General features: G+C 40.4%; 19 protein-coding genes. 15 read left to right on the top strand and 4 right to left on the bottom strand.

Annotated elements, in window-relative coordinates; translation table 11 throughout:
• The first annotated feature begins 78 nt into the window (after nt 1-78).
• The 7 genes from hisD (at nt 79) to hisJ (ending at nt 5,844) form a co-directional block, all read left to right on the top strand.
• Nucleotides 79-1,362, top strand: a complete 1,284-nt coding sequence (hisD, locus tag QE450_RS20865) for a histidinol dehydrogenase (protein ID WP_307301798.1) — start codon at nt 79-81, stop codon at nt 1,360-1,362.
• A gap of 45 nt (nt 1,363-1,407) precedes the next feature.
• A complete protein-coding gene (gene hisB, locus QE450_RS20870) occupies nt 1,408-2,013 on the top strand; it encodes an imidazoleglycerol-phosphate dehydratase HisB (protein ID WP_273614379.1) in 606 nt (201 codons plus the stop codon).
• Nucleotides 2,014-2,016: 3 nt separating this feature from the next.
• Entirely contained in the window at nt 2,017-2,643 is a 627-nt protein-coding gene (hisH, locus tag QE450_RS20875; protein WP_307301800.1) for an imidazole glycerol phosphate synthase subunit HisH, read from the top strand.
• Between the two features lie 104 nt (nt 2,644-2,747).
• Nucleotides 2,748-3,479 (top strand): 1-(5-phosphoribosyl)-5-[(5-phosphoribosylamino)methylideneamino]imidazole-4-carboxamide isomerase, encoded by a 732-nt coding sequence (gene hisA, locus QE450_RS20880; RefSeq protein WP_301262880.1) that lies wholly within the window; start codon nt 2,748-2,750, stop codon nt 3,477-3,479.
• Between the two features lie 29 nt (nt 3,480-3,508).
• Nucleotides 3,509-4,267, top strand: coding sequence for an imidazole glycerol phosphate synthase subunit HisF (gene hisF / locus QE450_RS20885; RefSeq protein ID WP_307301804.1), 759 nt, complete (start codon nt 3,509-3,511; stop codon nt 4,265-4,267).
• Nucleotides 4,264-5,001, top strand: a complete 738-nt coding sequence (gene hisIE / locus QE450_RS20890) for a bifunctional phosphoribosyl-AMP cyclohydrolase/phosphoribosyl-ATP diphosphatase HisIE (RefSeq protein WP_307301806.1) — start codon at nt 4,264-4,266, stop codon at nt 4,999-5,001. The genes hisF and hisIE overlap by 4 nt, the downstream gene beginning before the upstream one ends.
• Before the next feature lie 18 nt (nt 5,002-5,019).
• On the top strand, nt 5,020-5,844 hold the full coding sequence (gene hisJ, locus QE450_RS20895; RefSeq protein ID WP_307301809.1) for a histidinol-phosphatase HisJ: 825 nt from the start codon (nt 5,020-5,022) through the stop codon (nt 5,842-5,844).
• Nucleotides 5,845-5,940: 96 nt separating this feature from the next.
• Here hisJ and QE450_RS20900 read toward each other — a convergent pair whose 3' ends face one another.
• From QE450_RS20900 to QE450_RS20910, 3 genes are all read right to left on the bottom strand, one after another.
• Nucleotides 5,941-7,200 carry an ABC transporter permease gene (locus tag QE450_RS20900; RefSeq protein WP_307301811.1) on the bottom strand — a complete coding sequence of 420 codons (1,260 nt, stop codon included), beginning with the start codon at nt 7,198-7,200 and terminating at the stop codon, nt 5,941-5,943.
• Nucleotides 7,184-8,494, bottom strand: a complete 1,311-nt coding sequence (locus QE450_RS20905; protein ID WP_274171291.1) for an HlyD family secretion protein — start codon at nt 8,492-8,494, stop codon at nt 7,184-7,186. The genes QE450_RS20900 and QE450_RS20905 overlap by 17 nt, the downstream gene beginning before the upstream one ends.
• 137 nt (nt 8,495-8,631) lie before the next feature.
• Nucleotides 8,632-9,153 (bottom strand): MarR family winged helix-turn-helix transcriptional regulator, encoded by a 522-nt coding sequence (locus QE450_RS20910; RefSeq protein WP_273614387.1) that lies wholly within the window; start codon nt 9,151-9,153, stop codon nt 8,632-8,634.
• A 239-nt stretch (nt 9,154-9,392) separates the two neighbouring features.
• Between QE450_RS20910 and QE450_RS20915 the strand changes: the two genes are divergently transcribed.
• The 8 genes from QE450_RS20915 to QE450_RS20950 all read left to right on the top strand — a co-directional run bounded on the left by QE450_RS20915 (nt 9,393) and on the right by QE450_RS20950 (nt 17,475).
• Nucleotides 9,393-10,340 carry a ribose-phosphate diphosphokinase gene (locus tag QE450_RS20915; RefSeq protein WP_069325830.1) on the top strand — a complete coding sequence of 316 codons (948 nt, stop codon included), beginning with the start codon at nt 9,393-9,395 and terminating at the stop codon, nt 10,338-10,340.
• A gap of 188 nt (nt 10,341-10,528) precedes the next feature.
• Nucleotides 10,529-11,908, top strand: a complete 1,380-nt coding sequence (locus QE450_RS20920; protein ID WP_307301816.1) for a tetratricopeptide repeat protein — start codon at nt 10,529-10,531, stop codon at nt 11,906-11,908.
• A 50-nt stretch (nt 11,909-11,958) separates the two neighbouring features.
• The gene (trxB, locus tag QE450_RS20925) at nt 11,959-12,912 is read left to right on the top strand and encodes a thioredoxin-disulfide reductase (protein WP_273614389.1); all 954 of its coding nucleotides are present in this window, start codon (nt 11,959-11,961) and stop codon (nt 12,910-12,912) included.
• Between the two features lie 303 nt (nt 12,913-13,215).
• A complete protein-coding gene (locus tag QE450_RS20930) occupies nt 13,216-14,163 on the top strand; it encodes an ROK family glucokinase (protein ID WP_273614390.1) in 948 nt (315 codons plus the stop codon).
• Nucleotides 14,164-14,214: 51 nt separating this feature from the next.
• The gene (rapZ, locus tag QE450_RS20935) at nt 14,215-15,108 is read left to right on the top strand and encodes an RNase adapter RapZ (protein WP_204826902.1); all 894 of its coding nucleotides are present in this window, start codon (nt 14,215-14,217) and stop codon (nt 15,106-15,108) included.
• Nucleotides 15,109-15,120: 12 nt separating this feature from the next.
• Entirely contained in the window at nt 15,121-16,113 is a 993-nt protein-coding gene (locus QE450_RS20940; protein ID WP_204826903.1) for a gluconeogenesis factor YvcK family protein, read from the top strand.
• Between the two features lie 5 nt (nt 16,114-16,118).
• Nucleotides 16,119-17,057 (top strand): DNA-binding protein WhiA, encoded by a 939-nt coding sequence (gene whiA, locus QE450_RS20945; RefSeq protein WP_204826904.1) that lies wholly within the window; start codon nt 16,119-16,121, stop codon nt 17,055-17,057.
• 148 nt (nt 17,058-17,205) lie between these two features.
• Nucleotides 17,206-17,475: an HPr family phosphocarrier protein gene (locus tag QE450_RS20950; protein WP_069325823.1), complete on the top strand. Its 270-nt coding sequence runs from the start codon at nt 17,206-17,208 to the stop codon at nt 17,473-17,475.
• 72 nt (nt 17,476-17,547) lie between these two features.
• Here QE450_RS20950 and QE450_RS20955 read toward each other — a convergent pair whose 3' ends face one another.
• Nucleotides 17,548-18,009, bottom strand: a complete 462-nt coding sequence (locus QE450_RS20955) for a stalk domain-containing protein (protein ID WP_273614392.1) — start codon at nt 18,007-18,009, stop codon at nt 17,548-17,550.
• Nucleotides 18,010-18,248: the final 239 nt, after the last annotated feature.

Raw genomic sequence — 18,248 nt, forward strand, 5'->3', positions numbered from 1 at the left:
ACTGAACATTAACTATAACGATAAAAGATATCACTCGATCAATAGCAAAAGGGTAGGACGGATAAGGGGGAACCGATAGTGAAGATCGTATCTGCACAAGATTTTGATTTGCGAAGAGAAGTAGATTATGGATCGCCAGAGCAAAATGCTACAGTAAAGCAAATCGTTCAAGATATTAAGCACACAGGAGACAAAGCTTTGTTGCAATATACGAAGCAGTTCGATGGGGCAAATCTTACAGCTGATTTGCTTCGCGTGACCGATGAAGAATTGCAAGCGGCGTACCAAGAAGTCGAACCTTCTTTTGTCCAAGCGATCACAGCTGCCGCGCATAATATTCGTCAATTTCATGAAAAGCAAAAACGTAACTCATGGATGGATCTACAACCTGATGGCAGTCTATTAGGGCAAATTATTCGTCCACTCAAACGTGTCGGTGTGTATGTTCCGGGTGGGAAAGCAGCGTATCCTTCATCTGTATTGATGAATGTGATTCCAGCTCAAGTCGCAGGTGTACCTGAAATCGTGATGGTTACCCCTCCTTCTACAGGTGGCAAAGAAGGAATTAACCCTTATATTCTAGTAACTGCCGCTGAAGCTGGAGTAACAGAAATGTATCGTGTAGGCGGTGCACAAGCGATAGCAGCACTTGCTTATGGTACTCAAAGTATAGAACCGGTTGATAAAATCTGTGGACCCGGCAATATCTATGTGGCACTAGCGAAGCGTGAAGTGTACGGGGTAGTTGATATTGATAGTATTGCTGGCCCAAGCGAAATTGTAGTGCTAGCAGATGAGCATGCAAATCCTGCTTATATTGCAGCAGATCTATTGTCCCAAGCGGAGCATGATGAAATGGCTTCTGCTATTCTTGTCACTTGTTCTGCACAGCTTGCCGCTGCTGTTGCTTCTCAAGTACAACAGCAATTAGAAACATTGCCTCGTCAACATATTGCTAATGCTTCGATCCAGAATCATGGAGCGATTATTGTTACAGAAACGATCACAGAAGGTATCGATGTAGTGAATCGACTGGCTCCTGAGCATCTGGAAATTATGGTCGAGCAACCGATGAACTATGTAGGCATGATCGAAAATGCAGGTGCTATTTTCCTCGGTAATTATAGTTCAGAGCCAGTAGGTGATTATTTTGCTGGCCCAAATCATATTATCCCGACCAACGGAACTGCTCGTTTTTCTTCACCCGTCGATGTTGACGATTTTATCAAAAAATCGAGTATGATCTATTATAGTAAAGAAGCTTTGCTTGCGAATGGCAATACGATTATGGAATTAGCACGTCATGAAGGATTAGAAGGTCATGCACGCGCCATTGCTATTCGTTTGGAACAAGAAGGTTAATATTTAATTCATAGATACTTTATAGCCCAAGCAGGAGGTATATGTATGTCAACTGAAAACCAGAGCACACGTCAAGCAGATGTCAGCCGTAAAACCAATGAAACGAATATTCAGCTTGCTTTTAATGTAGATGGAACAGGAATTTCTGAAATTGAGACTGATGTTCCTTTTTTAAATCATATGCTCGATCTGTTTACCAAACATGGACATTTTGATTTGAATATCAAAGCACAAGGTGATATTGAGATTGATGATCATCATACGGTAGAAGATATCGGAATCTGTCTTGGACAGACGCTACGTGAAGCATTAGGAGACAAGCGCGGAATTAAGCGTTACAGCAGTGTATTTATTCCGATGGATGAAGCTTTGGCACAGGTAGTGATTGATATCAGCAATCGTCCGCATTTTGAATATCGTGCCGAATACCCTTCTAATCAAGTGGGAAGCTTCCAGACTGAATTGGTACATGAATTTTTGTGGAAATTTGCACTCGAAGCACGTATCACACTACATGTTATCGTACATTACGGACAAAATACGCATCATATGATTGAAGCGATTTTCAAAGCATTAGGACGTGCTGTAGATGAAGCAACAACAATTGATCCGCGCGTGACAGGAGTACCTTCGACGAAGGGAGTGCTATAACATATGGCGATCGCTATTGTTGATTATGGAATAGGCAATCTGCATAGTGTCAGCAAAGCGATTGAACGATTAGGCTATGAGGGTATAGTCACAGGAGATCGTGATGAGATTCTACGTGCAGAAGGTGTTATTTTACCAGGTGTCGGTGCTTTTGGTGATGCAATGAATCATATTCGTGAAGGCGGTATGGATCATATTGTTAATGAAGTCGCTAACAGTGGTAAGCCTTTATTAGGGATTTGTCTTGGTATGCAGTTATTGTTTACCGAAGGCGAAGAGCATGGTATTCATCAAGGGTTAAACATTTTGCCAGGCAGAGTCGTGAAGTTCGAAGATGAAGATTACAAAATTCCACATATGGGCTGGAATCGATTAGAGTATACACAACCGGATCATCCGTTAGTGCGTGATCTGTACAATGGGCATGTATATTTTGTTCATTCTTATCATGTAAAGCCAGATCATGCAGATGATCTTATCGCTATATGTGATTATGGACAACCGGTTACAGCGATCGTAGGAAGAGACAATGTATACGGTATGCAGTTTCATCCCGAAAAAAGTGGAGAATTGGGTACATTGTTATTGCGCAATTTTTTGGCGCTGTGTACAGGTGAACGGGTAGATTAATTGATAGATGAATCATTCCAAAAAGTGAAGTTGTAGCCAAGTGTAATGATCGGTAGAGCAACATTTTTGTTCAAGGACTTATTATAATCAAGGGGGAAATCATATTGTCTTCTTTTACTATTTATCCTGCTATTGATATTCGAGGAGGTCGCTGTGTACGTCTGATTCAAGGCGACTATAATCAGGAAACCGTCTATAATGACGACCCTGTAGCTGTAGCTACTGATTTTACAGTAAAAGGAGCACAATATGTCCATCTTGTCGATTTGGACGGAGCCAAAGCAGGTCATCCAGTGAATCATGAGTTGATTGGTCGTATTGCTAATGCTGTCTCTGTACCTGTACAAGTTGGTGGTGGATTACGTACATTAGCTGATGTAGAGAATCTTCTAAATCTCGGAGTAAGTCGTGTTATTATCGGCACAGCAGCTATTGAAGATCGTGAATTTACAGAATCTGTACTAGGTACATATGGCAATCGTGTAGCGATCGGGATAGATGCTCGTAATGGATTGGTAGCGACTCGTGGCTGGTTAGAGACTTCAGAAGTGAAAGCAGAAGTACTGGCAAAAGAATTAGCGGCTAAAGGAGCAGAAACGTTTATTTTTACCGATATTTCGCGCGATGGTATGATGCAAGGACCTAATATCGATGCGATTGCTGCGATTGCTCAAGCTTCAGGTAAGCAAGTTATTGCTTCTGGTGGCGTAACAGTATTGGATGATCTGGTGAAATTAGCGGCACGTCGTGAAGAAGGAATCAGCGGCGCGATTGTAGGCAAAGCGATCTATACAGGCAATATTGATCTGGAATTAGCATTACGTACGATTCAGTAAAATGTTATAAAGCTTGAGGAGGACAAATCATGCTTGCAAAGCGTATTATTCCATGCCTTGATGTCAAAGAAGGCCGAGTCGTCAAAGGTGTGAATTTCGTTAATCTGCGCGATGCAGGTGATCCGGTGGAGCTAGCTGCCCTGTATGATCGAGAAGGTGCAGATGAGATTATATTTCTCGATATTTCGGCTTCGGTTGAAGGTCGGGAAACGATGATTGATGTGGTTCGTAGAACAGCAGGCGAAATATCGATTCCATTTACTGTTGGTGGCGGGATATCCAAAGTCGAAGATATGAAAAATATTTTACGTGCCGGTGCAGATAAAATAGGGATCAATACAGCAGCCGTACTGAATCCGCAATTGATTAATGACGGTTCACAACGATTTGGAGCACAGTGTATTGTAGTCGCTGTTGATGCGAAGTTCAACCCGGAATGGGGCGAATGGGAAGTGTATACTCATGGAGGACGTAAATCGACAGGGATTCGTGCGATCGCATGGATCAAAGAAGCAGAACAACGTGGAGCAGGAGAAATTCTGCTGACCAGTATGGATGCGGATGGAACCAAAGATGGATTTGATATTGATCTCACTTCGGTGGTGTCTGAAGCAGTGAATATTCCAATTATTGCGTCAGGTGGAGCAGGTACATCAGAGCATTTCTATGATGTATTTACTAAAGGCAAAGCGGATGCAGGTCTAGCGGCAACTATTTTTCATTACAAAGAAATCGGTATTCCTGAACTCAAAAATCAGTTAAAAGACAAAGGAGTGGAGATTCGATGAATTCGTCTGATTTTCAACATGAGATTATTCATCAGTCTTTATCCTGGGAACAACTTGTGGCAACGATTAAATGGGATACCGATGGGCTCGTACCTGCGATTGTACAGGATCAGAGCAGTAAGCAAGTATTAATGTTGGCTTATATGAACCAAGAGTCGTTAAAGCGCTCGTTAGACTCGCAAGAGACATGGTTCTGGAGCCGTTCTCGTCAAGAATACTGGCATAAAGGTGGAACATCAGGCAATACACAACAAATCACATCATTATCGTATGATTGTGATGGCGATACATTGTTAGTGATGGTTCATGCAAATGGTCCTGCTTGCCATACAGGCAGAATAAGCTGTTTCTATAATGAGGTGAATGAAGTGGATAATCAACCAACATTTAATAATAACGAAGAACAACATACAACTCCATCGAATTCTGGCAAAGATCGGTTTGCGATTTTAGCAGAGTTGGAGCAAATGATCTCAGATCGTGACCGCGATCGTCCAGAAGGAGCATATACAACGTATCTTTTTGAAAAAGGGATCGACAAAATCTTGAAAAAAGTAGGCGAAGAAACAGCCGAAACGATTATCGCAGCCAAAAATCAAGATAATGATGAGCTTCGTTATGAAGTCAGCGATCTGATCTATCACCTATTGGTATTGTTGCAAGAGCGTAAATTGCCTTTAGATGATGTACTGGCTGAACTGGATCGCCGTCATGAGCGTCCACGTAAAGACTAAGAGCGGAGGCGAAAGTCTATGCTAATAGATTATCACACACACCATGCACGCTGTGGACATGCAGTGGGTGAACTTGAAGAGTATGTGCAGCGCGGTATAGCGATCGGATTGTCCCAACTAGGGTTATCAGATCATTTGCCATTGATTCATGTCGATCCTGCAACGTATTATCCTGAAATGGCTATGCCGATGGATGAATTGCCTCGTTATGTTGAAGAATGTCTGATGCTCAAAGAAAAGTACCGCGATCAGATAGATATCAAAGTAGGCTTAGAAGCTGATTATATAGAAGGATATGAAGAAGTGATTCAGAATATTCTAAATCAATATCCTTTTGACTATGTGATTGGGTCGGTTCATTTTCTAGGTGAATGGGATATTTCCGATTTTCGGCAGACTCAGGGTTGGGAAGGCAAGCATGTATTGGACGTATATCGGCAGTATTATGATGCTATCGGCAAAGCCTGTGCAACAGGATTTTATGATATTGTCGGGCACTTGGATGTGATTAAGCGCTTTGGCTATGTGCCGTTGCCAGAAGAGACAGAGGAACGTATAGCTCTTGAGGATAAGGCACTACAAGCGGTGAAAACAGCCGATATGGTGATGGAACTTAATTCGTCCGGTCTATCTAAAGTGTGTAAAGAAATTTTTCCAAGTCGTCGGATTGTGGAACAAGCGATTGCGCTGGATATCCCGTTGACACTTGGTTCAGATGCTCATGATCCTTTAAAATTAAGTGATCACTTGGATGAAGCAAGAGCTTTGTTGCAAGAACTAGGTGTACAGCAATTAGCAGTATTTGAACAACGGCAACGTTCTTTTGTACCTTTACATGGATAATAAAAAAGCCCTTTGACTGCATAGCAGTGCAAAGGGCTTTTTTGGATAAAGCGTAAAAGATACGCTTATTGATGAAAAATGAATTTGAGATCATGATTATATTTTTTGCGGTTTGCCACCTGAAGGTAATGTAGCAGAAGAATCAGTCGTTGTACTATTAACATCCGATGAAACCACTGTTGTATCTGTTGTGGGCTCATCTGGAGTCGTATTTAATCCTTCGCGTTCTGCTTTACGTGCTTTACGACGTTCGTTCAAGATTAATAGGAAGATCACGAACAAAATACAAGTGATCAGAATCAAGAATCCACCTATCTCCTGTGAAAAGTATTTCAAATCGCCACCACGGAAACCAAGTCCGCGTAAAAATTTAAAATGCCAGGATAGAGGTAACGCATGACTGACTTGTTGCAAAATAGGTGGTAACAAAGCAACAGGAATCTGCGCACCACTTAGAATAAACGATGGTAATAGAATCATCGTGATCCGACCTGCTGCTTTAGCAGGAGAAGAAGCATTCCAACCGACCATCATACATAACAAGGATAACGCGATTGTATACATAATGAATGGAATAAATAATTGAAATACATTCGCTTCAAATCGTAACCCACCTACTTGCTTCAGACATCCCATAACCAGATACATCGAGGCTGTTGCTATCAAAGAGTAAGGGATGACTCGAAAAACGATACTGAGCGGTTTCTGTACCATACCTGCAAGTAAACCTTGTTCACGTAGACGAGGTACAATCGCTAGAGTAGCACCGCCCAGAATAGATAGAAATACTGTATTTACAAATCCGATAACTGAACTCATTAACATATTGTTGGTCGGGTTATACAGTAATCGAGTCTGCAAGTTCAGTCCAGTTGATAAATTTGTTGCCTGTGTAGCGTTCAATCCCATCGCTACAAGCTTACCAGAGGAAGCAGTAGAGTTCTCTGCTGTAATTACCTCGGTAACCCCTGTACGCAAGCTAGCAGTTGCTGTAGACAAAGCGGTATCTACATAGAATCCAATATTACTTTGATTTCCTTGAGCACGAGCTTTCTCCAGACCTGCTGGCAAATAAATAACACCTAAATATTTTTCGTTATATAAAAAGTCATTGGGATCGGTGTAGTTATACGTAATGTAATTAATATCGATATACTGATCAGCATTAAGTTGTTCTATCAAATGTTGACTGTATGTGCTGTGATCCATATCGACCACAGCAACAGGAGCTTCATTTAACTGATTGTTTTTGAAAACATAACCAAAAGCGGCTGAAATAATCAATGGAGCAATAACGATAATAAAAATAAATTTACCATTCAGTATGAGCTTAAATTCATCAATTATTGCTTTCATTGGTTAGAACCTCCACCGTCATTCCCGGCAGCAATTCAGATGTGCGTTTCACATCGACACGCACAATGAAAGAAGTAGTGTCGGCTTGACCTTTTTCACGACTCATACGTAGAGCAGCATACTGTGGTGCAGAAGTAATATAACGAACAGTTCCTTGTACATCTTTGTTGAGTGAAATAACATCTGTTTTCACTTTAGAGCCAGCTTTAAACGCTTTGATGTTTTCTTCGCCAACGTATAGATCATAATACAATTTACCTGTCTCGATCACGACTACCGGTGTACCCGCAGATACGTTTTCGCCTACTTTTGGCACAACACGAGTGACTTTACCGTCTACAGCCGCTTTAAGTACACGACGATTTTTTTGCACATTCAATGTATCCATATTGATTTGTAAAGAATCTTTTTGTTTTTGCAATAATTCGATATTGTACTTACCGTTACTGATATCTTCTTGACCTTGTTGAATTTGTTTTAGCGCTTGTTGAGCTTGTTCTACTTTGAGATGCGCTTGTTCACGATCTTCAGCAGTAGCACCATTTTTCATTTTCTCAAGTGCTGTTTCTTGAGCTTTTACTTGATTACCTGTAAGTTCTACTTGTTTTTGCGCAGTTGCTAATTGATCTTGTGCGCTTTGTAATTGTTTATTAGCCGTATCGACAGCATTTTGAGCGCTATCTACACTTGCTTGAGTCGCTAATCCATTATCAAAAAGCGATTTGTTACGATCAAAGCTTGTTTGTGCAAAATCAGCAGCTTGTTGAGCAGCCGATACAGCAGTTTGAGCAGAAGTTACTGAATTGTTAGCAATTTCTACAGATTTTTTAGCTGAATCAACAGCGATTTCTTGGCTGGTAATATCTTCAGCACGTGCGCCTTGATTGACTTGTGTCTCAGCTAATTGAGCAGCTTGAATATTTAATTTAGCATTTGCTTCTTGTTCTGCTAATTTGTTAGCTTGACTGGATAAAGAGCTTTTAGCTTGACTGATCTGCACATCAATTTGAGACATTTGTTCTTTGATTCCTTTGATTTGCAAATTAATATCATTTGTATCAAGCGTCATCAATACTTGTCCTTTTTTAACATGTTGTTCTTCAATGACTTTAACAGAGCTTAATTTACCAGATTGTCCTTCAAATGAACTGTTCACCGTATCTATAGTGAGGACACCTTCTTTTTTGAGAGCAGCCATTGAAACAGCGTCTTTACCATGCATAGTTAGTAAGTATCCACCTATACCGAGGGCAGCAATTAATACAATAATAGGAATTAGTTTTGCAATTTTCACTTTTTGTGCTCCTGTTCTTCATAAATTAAATATTATTTTTTTAACATTAAATTCAAACTATCGCATCGTAATTATCTTAAAAAGATATGGTACGGGGGCTGATAGTAAGGTTCCGTATTACTTTGCCAAAAAAAAAGTTAACCTTGTTTAGATGTTTCTAGTCCCGCTTGAATCTTGTACAATAAACGGTGTAATACTTTTTGCTCATCCTCGGTTATATGAGACATTAATTGATTAATCTGTTCCATATATACAGGAAGCGTACTATGAATCAATTGTTTGCCTTCATCGGTTAAATGAATAGATGTCATCCGGCGATCTTCATGTGCACCCCGTCGAATAAGTCCATCTTTTTCCAAACCGTTAATAAGTCCGGTCATTGTTGAACGTGTTACACCTGAATATTCAGCAAGATCAGAAGGCAACAGCGGCTTTTTGCGTAACAGCAATGGTACTAAAATACGCATTTTACTAGGCGATAATCCATGTCTAGCAAGTAAAGTTGATGTTTCGTTAAATATTTCATGCGAAGTGCGAATCAATAAAATCGAAGTCCGCATACAATCGATATTGAAATCAGGGTATAATTTACTTAATTCGCTTAATTTATCCATCTCTTCTGATGGAACATGATCATCAGATGAATCTATTATCGACATTTTCTTCACCTTTCTTTAGGGCAGGACATATATTTGCATAATAACTGCTTGTACTTGATTATCATATTGTACGGTTCCGTACTATATTTCGTCAAGAAAATTTTATGAAAGTTTCAGAATACCGTTTTCTTTAACGCTTTATACAGGTTTACGGTATGATAGAAATAAATAATCTGTCTGTAACTACCGATAATATAATGTTGAGTGGACGGAGTCTGGATATGAAATAGGAGGCGCTTATGAAAGATAAATTACGTATTTTCTCAGGATCATCTTGCCCGGAGTTAGCAGCTCAGATCGCCGAACGACTGGGTGTACAACTAGGCAAAATCAAATTATCTCAATTCAAAAGTGGCGAAACCTATGTTCATTATGAAGAAAGTATTCGTAATATGGATGTGTTTCTAGTGCAATCATTATCACATCCGATCAATGAAATGTTTGTCCAACTCTTAGTGATGATCGATGCGGCTAAACGTGCTTCTGCAAGAACAATCAATATTATTGTTCCGTATTATGGATATGCAAGACAAGAGCGCAAGTCAGCTCCTCGTGAGCCGATCTCTGCCAAAATGGTTGCTGATGTTCTTACAACAGTAGGCGCGCATCGTGTGATTACGATCGATCTACATGCGTCTGCGATTCAAGGATTTTTCAATATTCCTGTCGATCATCTGACTGCTCTTGATCTGATCAGTGGATATCTCAAAACGAAAAAAATAGAAGACGCTGTTGTCGTATCTCCAGATGCAGGTCGAGCTTCGATGGCAGAAAAGTTAGCCAATCGTCTGGATTCGCCTTTTGCGATGATGATCAAAAAGCGTCCAGCGCATAATGAATCTGTAATTACCCATGTGATCGGTAATGTAGAAGGCAAAACGCCTATTATTATCGAAGACTTGATCGATACAGGTACAACGATTATTAATGTGGTTGAAAGTCTCAAAGAACGCGGCGCCAAAGAAGTGATCGTTTGTGCGACACATGGTCTTTTTTCAGGAGCGGCTTTGCAACGTCTAGATCATCCGTATATTCGTGAACTGGTTGTGACCGATTCGATCAGCTTGCCACCAGGACATCTTGATCGCTTAACTGTATTATCGGTTTCTCCAATGCTTGCGCATGCTGTGCGTATCATTATGGAAGGCGGATCTATCGCTACATTGTTCAGTGATGCAGGTATTTGATCTCACGTGAATATGACGAAAAAGAAGTAACTATGAATAGTTTAGGGTCGTAGCTTTAGTGTGCTTCTGGGATATGATATACTTATCCGATAAGAATTTTTACTTCCCAACTCATAGTCGGCTAATTTTAAATATATGATTAACTATTGATAAAAGTGGTATAGAAACAAAGGAGGTGCCTTGATCCGGTGAATGATTATAAGCGAAAAGTAGGAGAAGATGAACGTAAAGTCATCTCGCTTCATTGGGATGCTAATTTCTTTTTTGAAAGAGCTGTCCGTTCATTAGACCGTCATCGTTATGACAAGGCATTGAAGTATTTTGAAAAAGCTGTTGAATATGAACCCAACAATCCTGTGAATCATTGCAATATGGCGGGTATATTATCAGAGATAGGTAATTATGAAGCTTCGAATCAAGTGCTTGCTAATATTCTGGACGTAGTTGATCCTGCTATGGTTGAATGTCATTTCTATATGGCGAATAATTATGCCAATATGAGTCACTTTGAACAAGCAGAAGCATCATTGCTAACTTATCTAGAATTGGACAAAGACGGTCAATTTCTAGATGAAGCTGGAGAAATGATGGAGTTATTACACAAAGAATTGAAGCGTTCATCAAGTACGAATCATGATACGAAATTACCTGTTAATGATTATGATTCGGCACAAAGCTTATTGGAGCAAGGGCAGTTTGTAGAAGCGGCTGAACAATTAGAGCAGATTATAAAAGTGCAACCCGATCTTCATACAGCACGTAATCATCTAGCTATTGCGCTGTACTATCAGGGCAAAATGACCGAAGCAGCTCTACAGATTGAAGAAGTGCTCATGCGTGATCCGCATAATCTTCATGGGTTATGTAATCAGGCGATTTTGATGCAACATCTAGGACAGACCGAGCAAGTGAAACAACAAATCGACGTGTTAACACGTATTATTCCTTTTCAACAGGAGCATTTGTTAAAGCTAGCTACAACACTTGGAATGTTAGGTGAGCATGAATTAGCGTATACTTATTTTCGCAAGCTGATCAAACAGCAAGAATCTGTTCATCAATGGGCGCTCTATCATTATGCGGCAACAGCAGCATGTCATTTGCACAAAATAGATGAAGCTCGCAAGTTATGGAGTATGATTTTGCGCTTTGAACCGGAAGCTGAAGTACCATCATTTTATATGGAACATGTGGAACAGATTAAGCTTGGCAAGTTGATGCCATCTTATCATTATCAGTTGTCATTTCAATCCAAAAGTGCAGCTCATGCTAGAGTGAATATAGAAAATTATATGTATGCAGAACCTACACATATTCAATTGCTCCATATTTTAGCGCATGGCAATGAACAACAACAGCTACGTGCGATTGAATCGTATGTATTGGATGATAATGAAGAAGTGTATCAAGCTTTACGTCATTTATTACAGGAACCACAGATTTCAGATCGGTTACGTACAGAAATAAAACGCGTATTACGGCAAAGTGTAAATACACAGGCATTATCTGCCGATTATTTTAGAGTAGACACAGAGTCTACGGTATCGAATCTATCTGTTTTAGATTAGTTTATGTGTGCTAACTATACTTTTAACTACATCAAGGAGGTTTTCTATTTATGTATAAAACAATCGTTATTGGTACAGGACCTGCTGGATTAACAGCAGCTATTTATTTGGCTCGTGCAAATCTACAACCTTTGATTATTGAAGGTTTACAACCAGGTGGACAATTAACTACAACTACAGAAGTAGAAAATTTCCCGGGCTTTACAGAAGGCATTATGGGACCTGAATTAATGGACAACATGCGTAAGCAAGCAGAACGTTTTGGTGCAGAATTCAAATCAGGATGGGTAGAAAATGTAGATCTTTCTCAACGTCCTTTCAAAATAAAAGTAGAGGGCATGGGCGAGTTAGAAGCTGAGTCTGTTATTATTTCTACAGGTGCTTCTGCAAGATACTTGGGTATTCCAGGCGAGCAAGATAATGTAGGACGCGGTGTAAGTACATGTGCGACTTGTGATGGATTCTTTTTCCGTGGTAAAAAACTAATTGTTGTCGGTGGCGGCGATTCAGCGATGGAAGAAGCAAGCTTCTTGACTCGTTTTGCGACAGAAGTAACAGTAGTCAATCGTCGTGATGAACTACGTGCTTCCAAAATCATGCAAGATCGTGCACAAGACAATCCTAAAATCAAATGGCAATTAAACCGCAAACCGGTTGAAGTGGTAGCGGATGGTATGGGTGTTAAAGGTCTAAAAGTGCTAAACAATGAAACAGGACAAGAAGAAATCATTGAAGCAGATGGCGTATTCGTAGCGATCGGTCATACACCGAATACCGGTTTCTTGGGCGAGCAAATTCATACTGACGGACATGGTTATGTTATGGTCACTCCAGGCACAACAGAAACCAATATCCCGGGCGTATTTGCTTGTGGTGATGTGCAAGATACACGTTATCGTCAAGCGATCACAGCAGCAGGTAGTGGCTGTATGGCGGCAATGGATTGTGAGAAGTATCTTGAAGGCAGCATGGTACACGACTGGAGTGAATCACTGAACGAGTAAGAACACCAATGGAGAAGGGAGCCATGATGGCTCCCTTTTTGGCGGTATTAGACAAGACAACAGAGCCACGGGTTCGCTTGACCAGAGTCTAAGGTTCGCTTATAGTGGGATACGTACATTCATCAGAAGCATGTTCTATCTTATATATCCAAACCTAATCATATTCCTATGACAAAAAGTCATCATTTTGTTTACTTTCGAATCACTCAAAGGATGATACAATTACGTATAATCATAGTAATGGTTAGAGATTTTATAAATCACGAACTATTAAATTTTGAATGGAAAAGGTGGATCGGTCATATGTCTGAAAATATTTATATTGGTGTTGATCTTGGCGGCACAGCTATTAAAGTAGGTATCTGCAATCAAGAAGGAGAATTGCTCCATACGTACGAAGGTCCGACTGAAAAAGAAAAAAGCTCAGATGCGGTTATCGGGAATATTGAAAAATATGTACGTTATATCGTAGAGCAATCGCCGTATGAGTGGGATCAAGTCGTAGGTGTTGGAGCTGGTGTTGCTGGCTTCACCGATGTGCGTGCTGGCGTTATTTTGATGGCTCCTAACATCAATTTTCAGAATGTGCCGATCCGTGCTATTTTGGAAGAACGTTTGGGCAAAACGATTCGTGTCGATAATGATGCTAACGTAGCTGCACTGGGCGAAGCTTGGAGTGGAGCAGGTAAAGGCATTACCGATTGCGTCTGTTACACATTAGGTACAGGTGTAGGTGGCGGTATTATTGTGAATGGCCATATTTATCAAGGATTTTCAGGATTAGCAGGAGAGATCGGTCATATTTCTGTTGTGCCTGATTTGGAAGCGATTAAATGTGGTTGTGGCAAAATGGGCTGTCTTGAAACGGTATCTTCTGCAACAGGTATTGTACGTATGGCGGTAGAAGCAGTAGAACGTGGCGACCATACTTCTTTATCTGCAATCGAAAAAGTATCGGCAAAAGATATTTTTGATGCAGCCAAAGCAGGCGACGAAGTGAGTATCCGTATTATAAATCGGGCTGCTTTTTACTTGGGTAAATCGATGGCTGCTGTAGCAGCAACATTGAATCCAGAACGCTTTATTATCGGTGGCGGCGTGTCCAAAGCTGGCGATATTTTGTTCAATGAAATCCGTAGAGTGTTTGCTGAATTGACACCTGAACCGTTGCAACGTGGAGTAGAAATTATTCCTGCGAAGCTTGGTAACGATGCAGGAATTGTTGGAGCAGCAGGTCTATTGTTGCGTTAATTATAACTATCATATCAACGTCTAGAGTCGTTAAAGGGAGGGTACTTGAGCATGAGCAAAAGCGAAAATTCATCGACAGCAACAATGATCATTATTACCGGAATGTCTGGAGCAGGCAAAACGATTGCTGTACAGAGTCTTGAAGATCTTGGATTCTTCTGTGTAGATAATTTGCCACCTGTACTTATTCCGAAGTTCGCTGAATTAATAGAGCAATCCAATGGTAAAATCGGTAAAGTTGCACTTGTAATTGATTTACGTGGACGTGAATTTTTTGCTGCTCTGTCTGAATCCCTAAGCTATATCAAAAACCACTATACGATTCATTCTGAAATATTATTTTTGGATTCTAGCGACTCGGTACTGGTTCAGCGGTATAAAGAAAGCAGACGCCGGCATCCGCTAGCGCCTGAAGGTATGCCGCTGGATGGTATCCGTTTAGAACGTCAAATGTTAGATGACCTCAAAACATCTGCGACTCAGATTATAGATACAAGTATTATCAAGCCTGCTCAATTAAAAGAGAAAATCATTGCTCGTTTTTCTCATTTGGAATCCAATCGGTTATCGATTAATGTGACTTCATTTGGCTTCAAATATGGTATTCCGATTGATGCCGATCTCATTTTCGATGTTCGTTTTTTACCTAATCCTCACTATATTGACCATCTAAGGCCACATACCGGACAGGATAGTGATGTGTACGAATATGTAATGAAATGGCCAGAAACACAAGCTTTTCTGACTAAATTATTAGATATGTTGCACTTCTTAATCCCTCATTATCGGAATGAAGGCAAAAGCCAGGTTATTATAGGCATTGGTTGTACAGGCGGTAAGCATCGTTCTGTTGCGATCTCTGAATATCTGGGTCGCATGCTTGGCGCAAGCGAAACAGAAACTGTACGTGTTAGTCATAGGGATGCTGATCGCGATCGGCATTAAGGAGTGAAAGATATGTCTATTTCACAACCCACTTTACCTGTGGTTCGTCCGCGAATCGTGGTTATGGGTGGTGGCACCGGGTTGTCGGTAATGCTTAGAGGTCTCAAAGAAAAGCCACTGGATATTACAGCTATCGTTACTGTAGCAGATGATGGTGGAAGTTCTGGTATTCTTCGAGACGAACTAAAAATGCCGCCTCCGGGTGATATTCGTAATGTACTCACCGCTTTGGCGGATGTAGAACCTCTTTTATCAGAGATGCTCAAATATCGTTTTCAAAAAGGCGAAGGACTTGCAGGTCATAGCTTAGGTAACCTGATTCTGGCAGCAATGACAGACATATCGGGTGATTTTGTGACTGCTGTTCGAGAATTGAGTCGTGTATTTGCTGTACGTGGACAAGTGCTTCCAGCAGCAGAACAGGCTGTTATTCTACACGCCGAGATGGAGGATGGCTCTATCGTCACTGGGGAGTCGAAGATTCCTGAAGCCGGTCAAAAAATCAAACGCATTTTTTTAGAACCTGATCATGTAGAACCATTGCCTGATGCGGTACTCGCTATTCAGCAGGCGGATGCAATACTGATCGGACCTGGCAGTCTGTATACGAGTCTGTTGCCCAATTTGCTTGTGCATAAGCTTGCAGATGCGATATTGAATTCAAATGCGCTCAAATTATTTATCTGCAATGTGATGACACAGCCGGGAGAAACAGATCATTATACAGTAAGTGATCATTTGAATGCGATCTATGAGCATGTCGGTCATCGCTTATTTGATTATGTGATTGTGAATAACGATCCTATTCCTTTGAAAATGCAAAAACGGTATGCCGAACAAGGAGCGAAGCCAGTAATTCTGGATCTGGAAACGGTGGAGTCGCTCGGATACAAAGTTATTGCAGACAAACTGGTGCTCTATGGAACCTATCTTCGTCATGATGCAGATAAGTTAAGTCATCATATTTATGAACAAGTTAAAAAATCTATGTTATCGAAAGGGTGAGTCCATTGTCATTTGCGGCGCAGACGAAAAAAGAATTAACGATGGTAGAGGCTGATGACTGTTGTGAACATGCAGAACTGTCTGCGCTTATACGGATGAATGGTTCAGTGCAAATTTCCAACAAGAAAGTGATTTTGGATATTTCTACTGAAAATGCCGCTATCGCAAGACGGATCTATTCCCTGATCAAAAAGCATTTTGCTGTGCATACTGAATTACTGGTGCGTAAAAAAATGCGTCTCAAAAAAAATAATGTCTACATTGTTCGTATTCCGATGGGTGTACAAAGCATTCTGACTACACTCAAAATTGTGTCTGAAGGATTTATGTTTACTCCGGGCATTAATACGGAAATGGTACGCAAAAACTGCTGTAAACGTGCTTATTTACGCGGTGCTTTTATGGCAGGTGGATCGGTGAACAATCCAGAAGGATCATCGTATCATTTGGAGATTGCATCGATGTATGAAGAACAATGTCAGGCGCTTGTTGATCTTGCGAATGAATTTGAATTGAATGCTCGCTGTATTGAACGCAAAAAAGGATTTATTTTGTATATCAAAGAAGGCGAAAAAATTATTGAGTTTTTGAGTATTATCGGAGCTCATCAAGCGCTATTCAAATTCGAAGATGTTCGTATTATGCGAGATATGCGTAATTCCGTAAATCGTATCGTAAATTGTGAAACAGCTAACTTGAACAAAACGATTGGTGCAGCAGTTCGTCAGATTGATAACATCAAATTTATTCAGCGCCGTATTGGACTTGAACAATTGCCTGATAAATTGCGTGAAGTAGCAGAGATTCGTCTAGCACATCCTGATATGAATCTCAAAGAAGTAGGCGAAATGCTTAAAGGTGGAGTCAGTAAGTCTGGCGTCAATCATCGACTACGCAAATTAGACGAGATGGCTGAAAAGATGCGTAATGAACACTATGCTTGAATAAAATAATCTCACGTAAGCTTTATTTTTTTCTAGTACGGTGCGTGCTATAATGGTATAGTGTTATGAACATGGTATTAAACACTGTGAGCTGCGTATGCACGCTCAATAGATGTAATGAATATGTATTATAGGGGGTAACGATCTCATGACAAAACACCCGGTTGTTGTTCGATTGAAAACGGGATTACACGCAAGACCTGCAGCATTGTTTGTACAGGAAGCGAATAAATATTCTTCAGAGATTTTTGTTGAAAAAGATGATAAAAAAGTGAATGCTAAAAGCATCATGGGCATTATGAGCCTTGCAATCAGCTCTGGCACTGAAGTATACATTAGTGCTGAAGGCGCAGATTCAGAATCTGCTGTAAACGCTTTAGTCAGTCTAGTAAGCAAAGAAGAATTAGAAAACCAATAAGCCCCCCATAGCGATATGGAGGGCACGCCGTCACAGATTGCTGTGGCGGTTTTTTTGTATAGTTAGCATCAATTAGCTTAGAAAAATGCCTTTTTTAGCAAAGTTCAATTTCAATTGAAACGCATTCCATGAACTTTGATATCCGAAGCCATCTCGCAATACAGCAAATGGAATATACATCCGTCCATTGACCACTGTAGCATCAGGCCCATTCCATTGATGATTATTCAGACGCATCGTTACGCCAGAATTGCTCATGATCATATCGAGCTGATCATCATTTTGTAATAACGTATATGTTTTGACGCCAGATTCATAGCGTAACGTCATTCCTATAGAGTCACGTAGCATAACGACTGGAATCATCGTATTACCACCGATCAAAAGACCATTTTGCGGAAGGCGTGTTCCATTCCATTCTAACTTCACTTCACGCGGCTTGGCTGGAGTGGCAGCTTGAACGGCTGTTGTATTAAAAATTAGAATACTCATCATAAGCAAAATGGAACTCCATAGATATTTGTTTTTTGACATGGTGACTCTCCCCTCATTCTATTATTCCCGATCTCGTGTACTCATTATAGCGCTAAAGTCCATAATGGTGGGATTATATGAGATTATAAAAAAAATAATCTAACTTGTCACGATGAACTTGAACAATGTTCAACTTGTTGTGTGAAATACATACGCTCTTGTCTGATCTCTCTATTTTTCGGCCGAGTTCGAAAAACAACTCCTCTCTCCATAATCGCTCAAATAATCAATGATGCAAC

The organism is Paenibacillus sp. SORGH_AS_0306 (assembly GCF_030819345.1).
GTDB lineage: Bacteria > Bacillota > Bacilli > Paenibacillales > Paenibacillaceae > Saccharibacillus > Saccharibacillus kyungheensis.

What these genes read in the sequence shown, in the direction of transcription:
- hisB (WP_273614379.1), top strand. Translation starts at nt 1,408, where the DNA reads ATGTCAACTGAAAACCAGAGCACACGTCAAGCAGATGTCAGCCGTAAA.
- hisH (WP_307301800.1), top strand. Translation starts at nt 2,017, where the DNA reads ATGGCGATCGCTATTGTTGATTATGGAATAGGCAATCTGCATAGTGTC.
- hisF (WP_307301804.1), top strand. Translation starts at nt 3,509, where the DNA reads ATGCTTGCAAAGCGTATTATTCCATGCCTTGATGTCAAAGAAGGCCGA.
- hisIE (WP_307301806.1), top strand. Translation starts at nt 4,264, where the DNA reads ATGAATTCGTCTGATTTTCAACATGAGATTATTCATCAGTCTTTATCC.
- hisJ (WP_307301809.1), top strand. Translation starts at nt 5,020, where the DNA reads ATGCTAATAGATTATCACACACACCATGCACGCTGTGGACATGCAGTG.
- QE450_RS20900 (WP_307301811.1), bottom strand. Translation starts at nt 7,200, where the DNA reads ATGAAAGCAATAATTGATGAATTTAAGCTCATACTGAATGGTAAATTT.
- QE450_RS20910 (WP_273614387.1), bottom strand. Translation starts at nt 9,153, where the DNA reads ATGTCGATAATAGATTCATCTGATGATCATGTTCCATCAGAAGAGATG.
- QE450_RS20915 (WP_069325830.1), top strand. Translation starts at nt 9,393, where the DNA reads ATGAAAGATAAATTACGTATTTTCTCAGGATCATCTTGCCCGGAGTTA.
- trxB (WP_273614389.1), top strand. Translation starts at nt 11,959, where the DNA reads ATGTATAAAACAATCGTTATTGGTACAGGACCTGCTGGATTAACAGCA.
- QE450_RS20930 (WP_273614390.1), top strand. Translation starts at nt 13,216, where the DNA reads ATGTCTGAAAATATTTATATTGGTGTTGATCTTGGCGGCACAGCTATT.
- rapZ (WP_204826902.1), top strand. Translation starts at nt 14,215, where the DNA reads ATGAGCAAAAGCGAAAATTCATCGACAGCAACAATGATCATTATTACC.
- QE450_RS20940 (WP_204826903.1), top strand. Translation starts at nt 15,121, where the DNA reads ATGTCTATTTCACAACCCACTTTACCTGTGGTTCGTCCGCGAATCGTG.
- QE450_RS20950 (WP_069325823.1), top strand. Translation starts at nt 17,206, where the DNA reads ATGACAAAACACCCGGTTGTTGTTCGATTGAAAACGGGATTACACGCA.
- QE450_RS20955 (WP_273614392.1), bottom strand. Translation starts at nt 18,009, where the DNA reads ATGTCAAAAAACAAATATCTATGGAGTTCCATTTTGCTTATGATGAGT.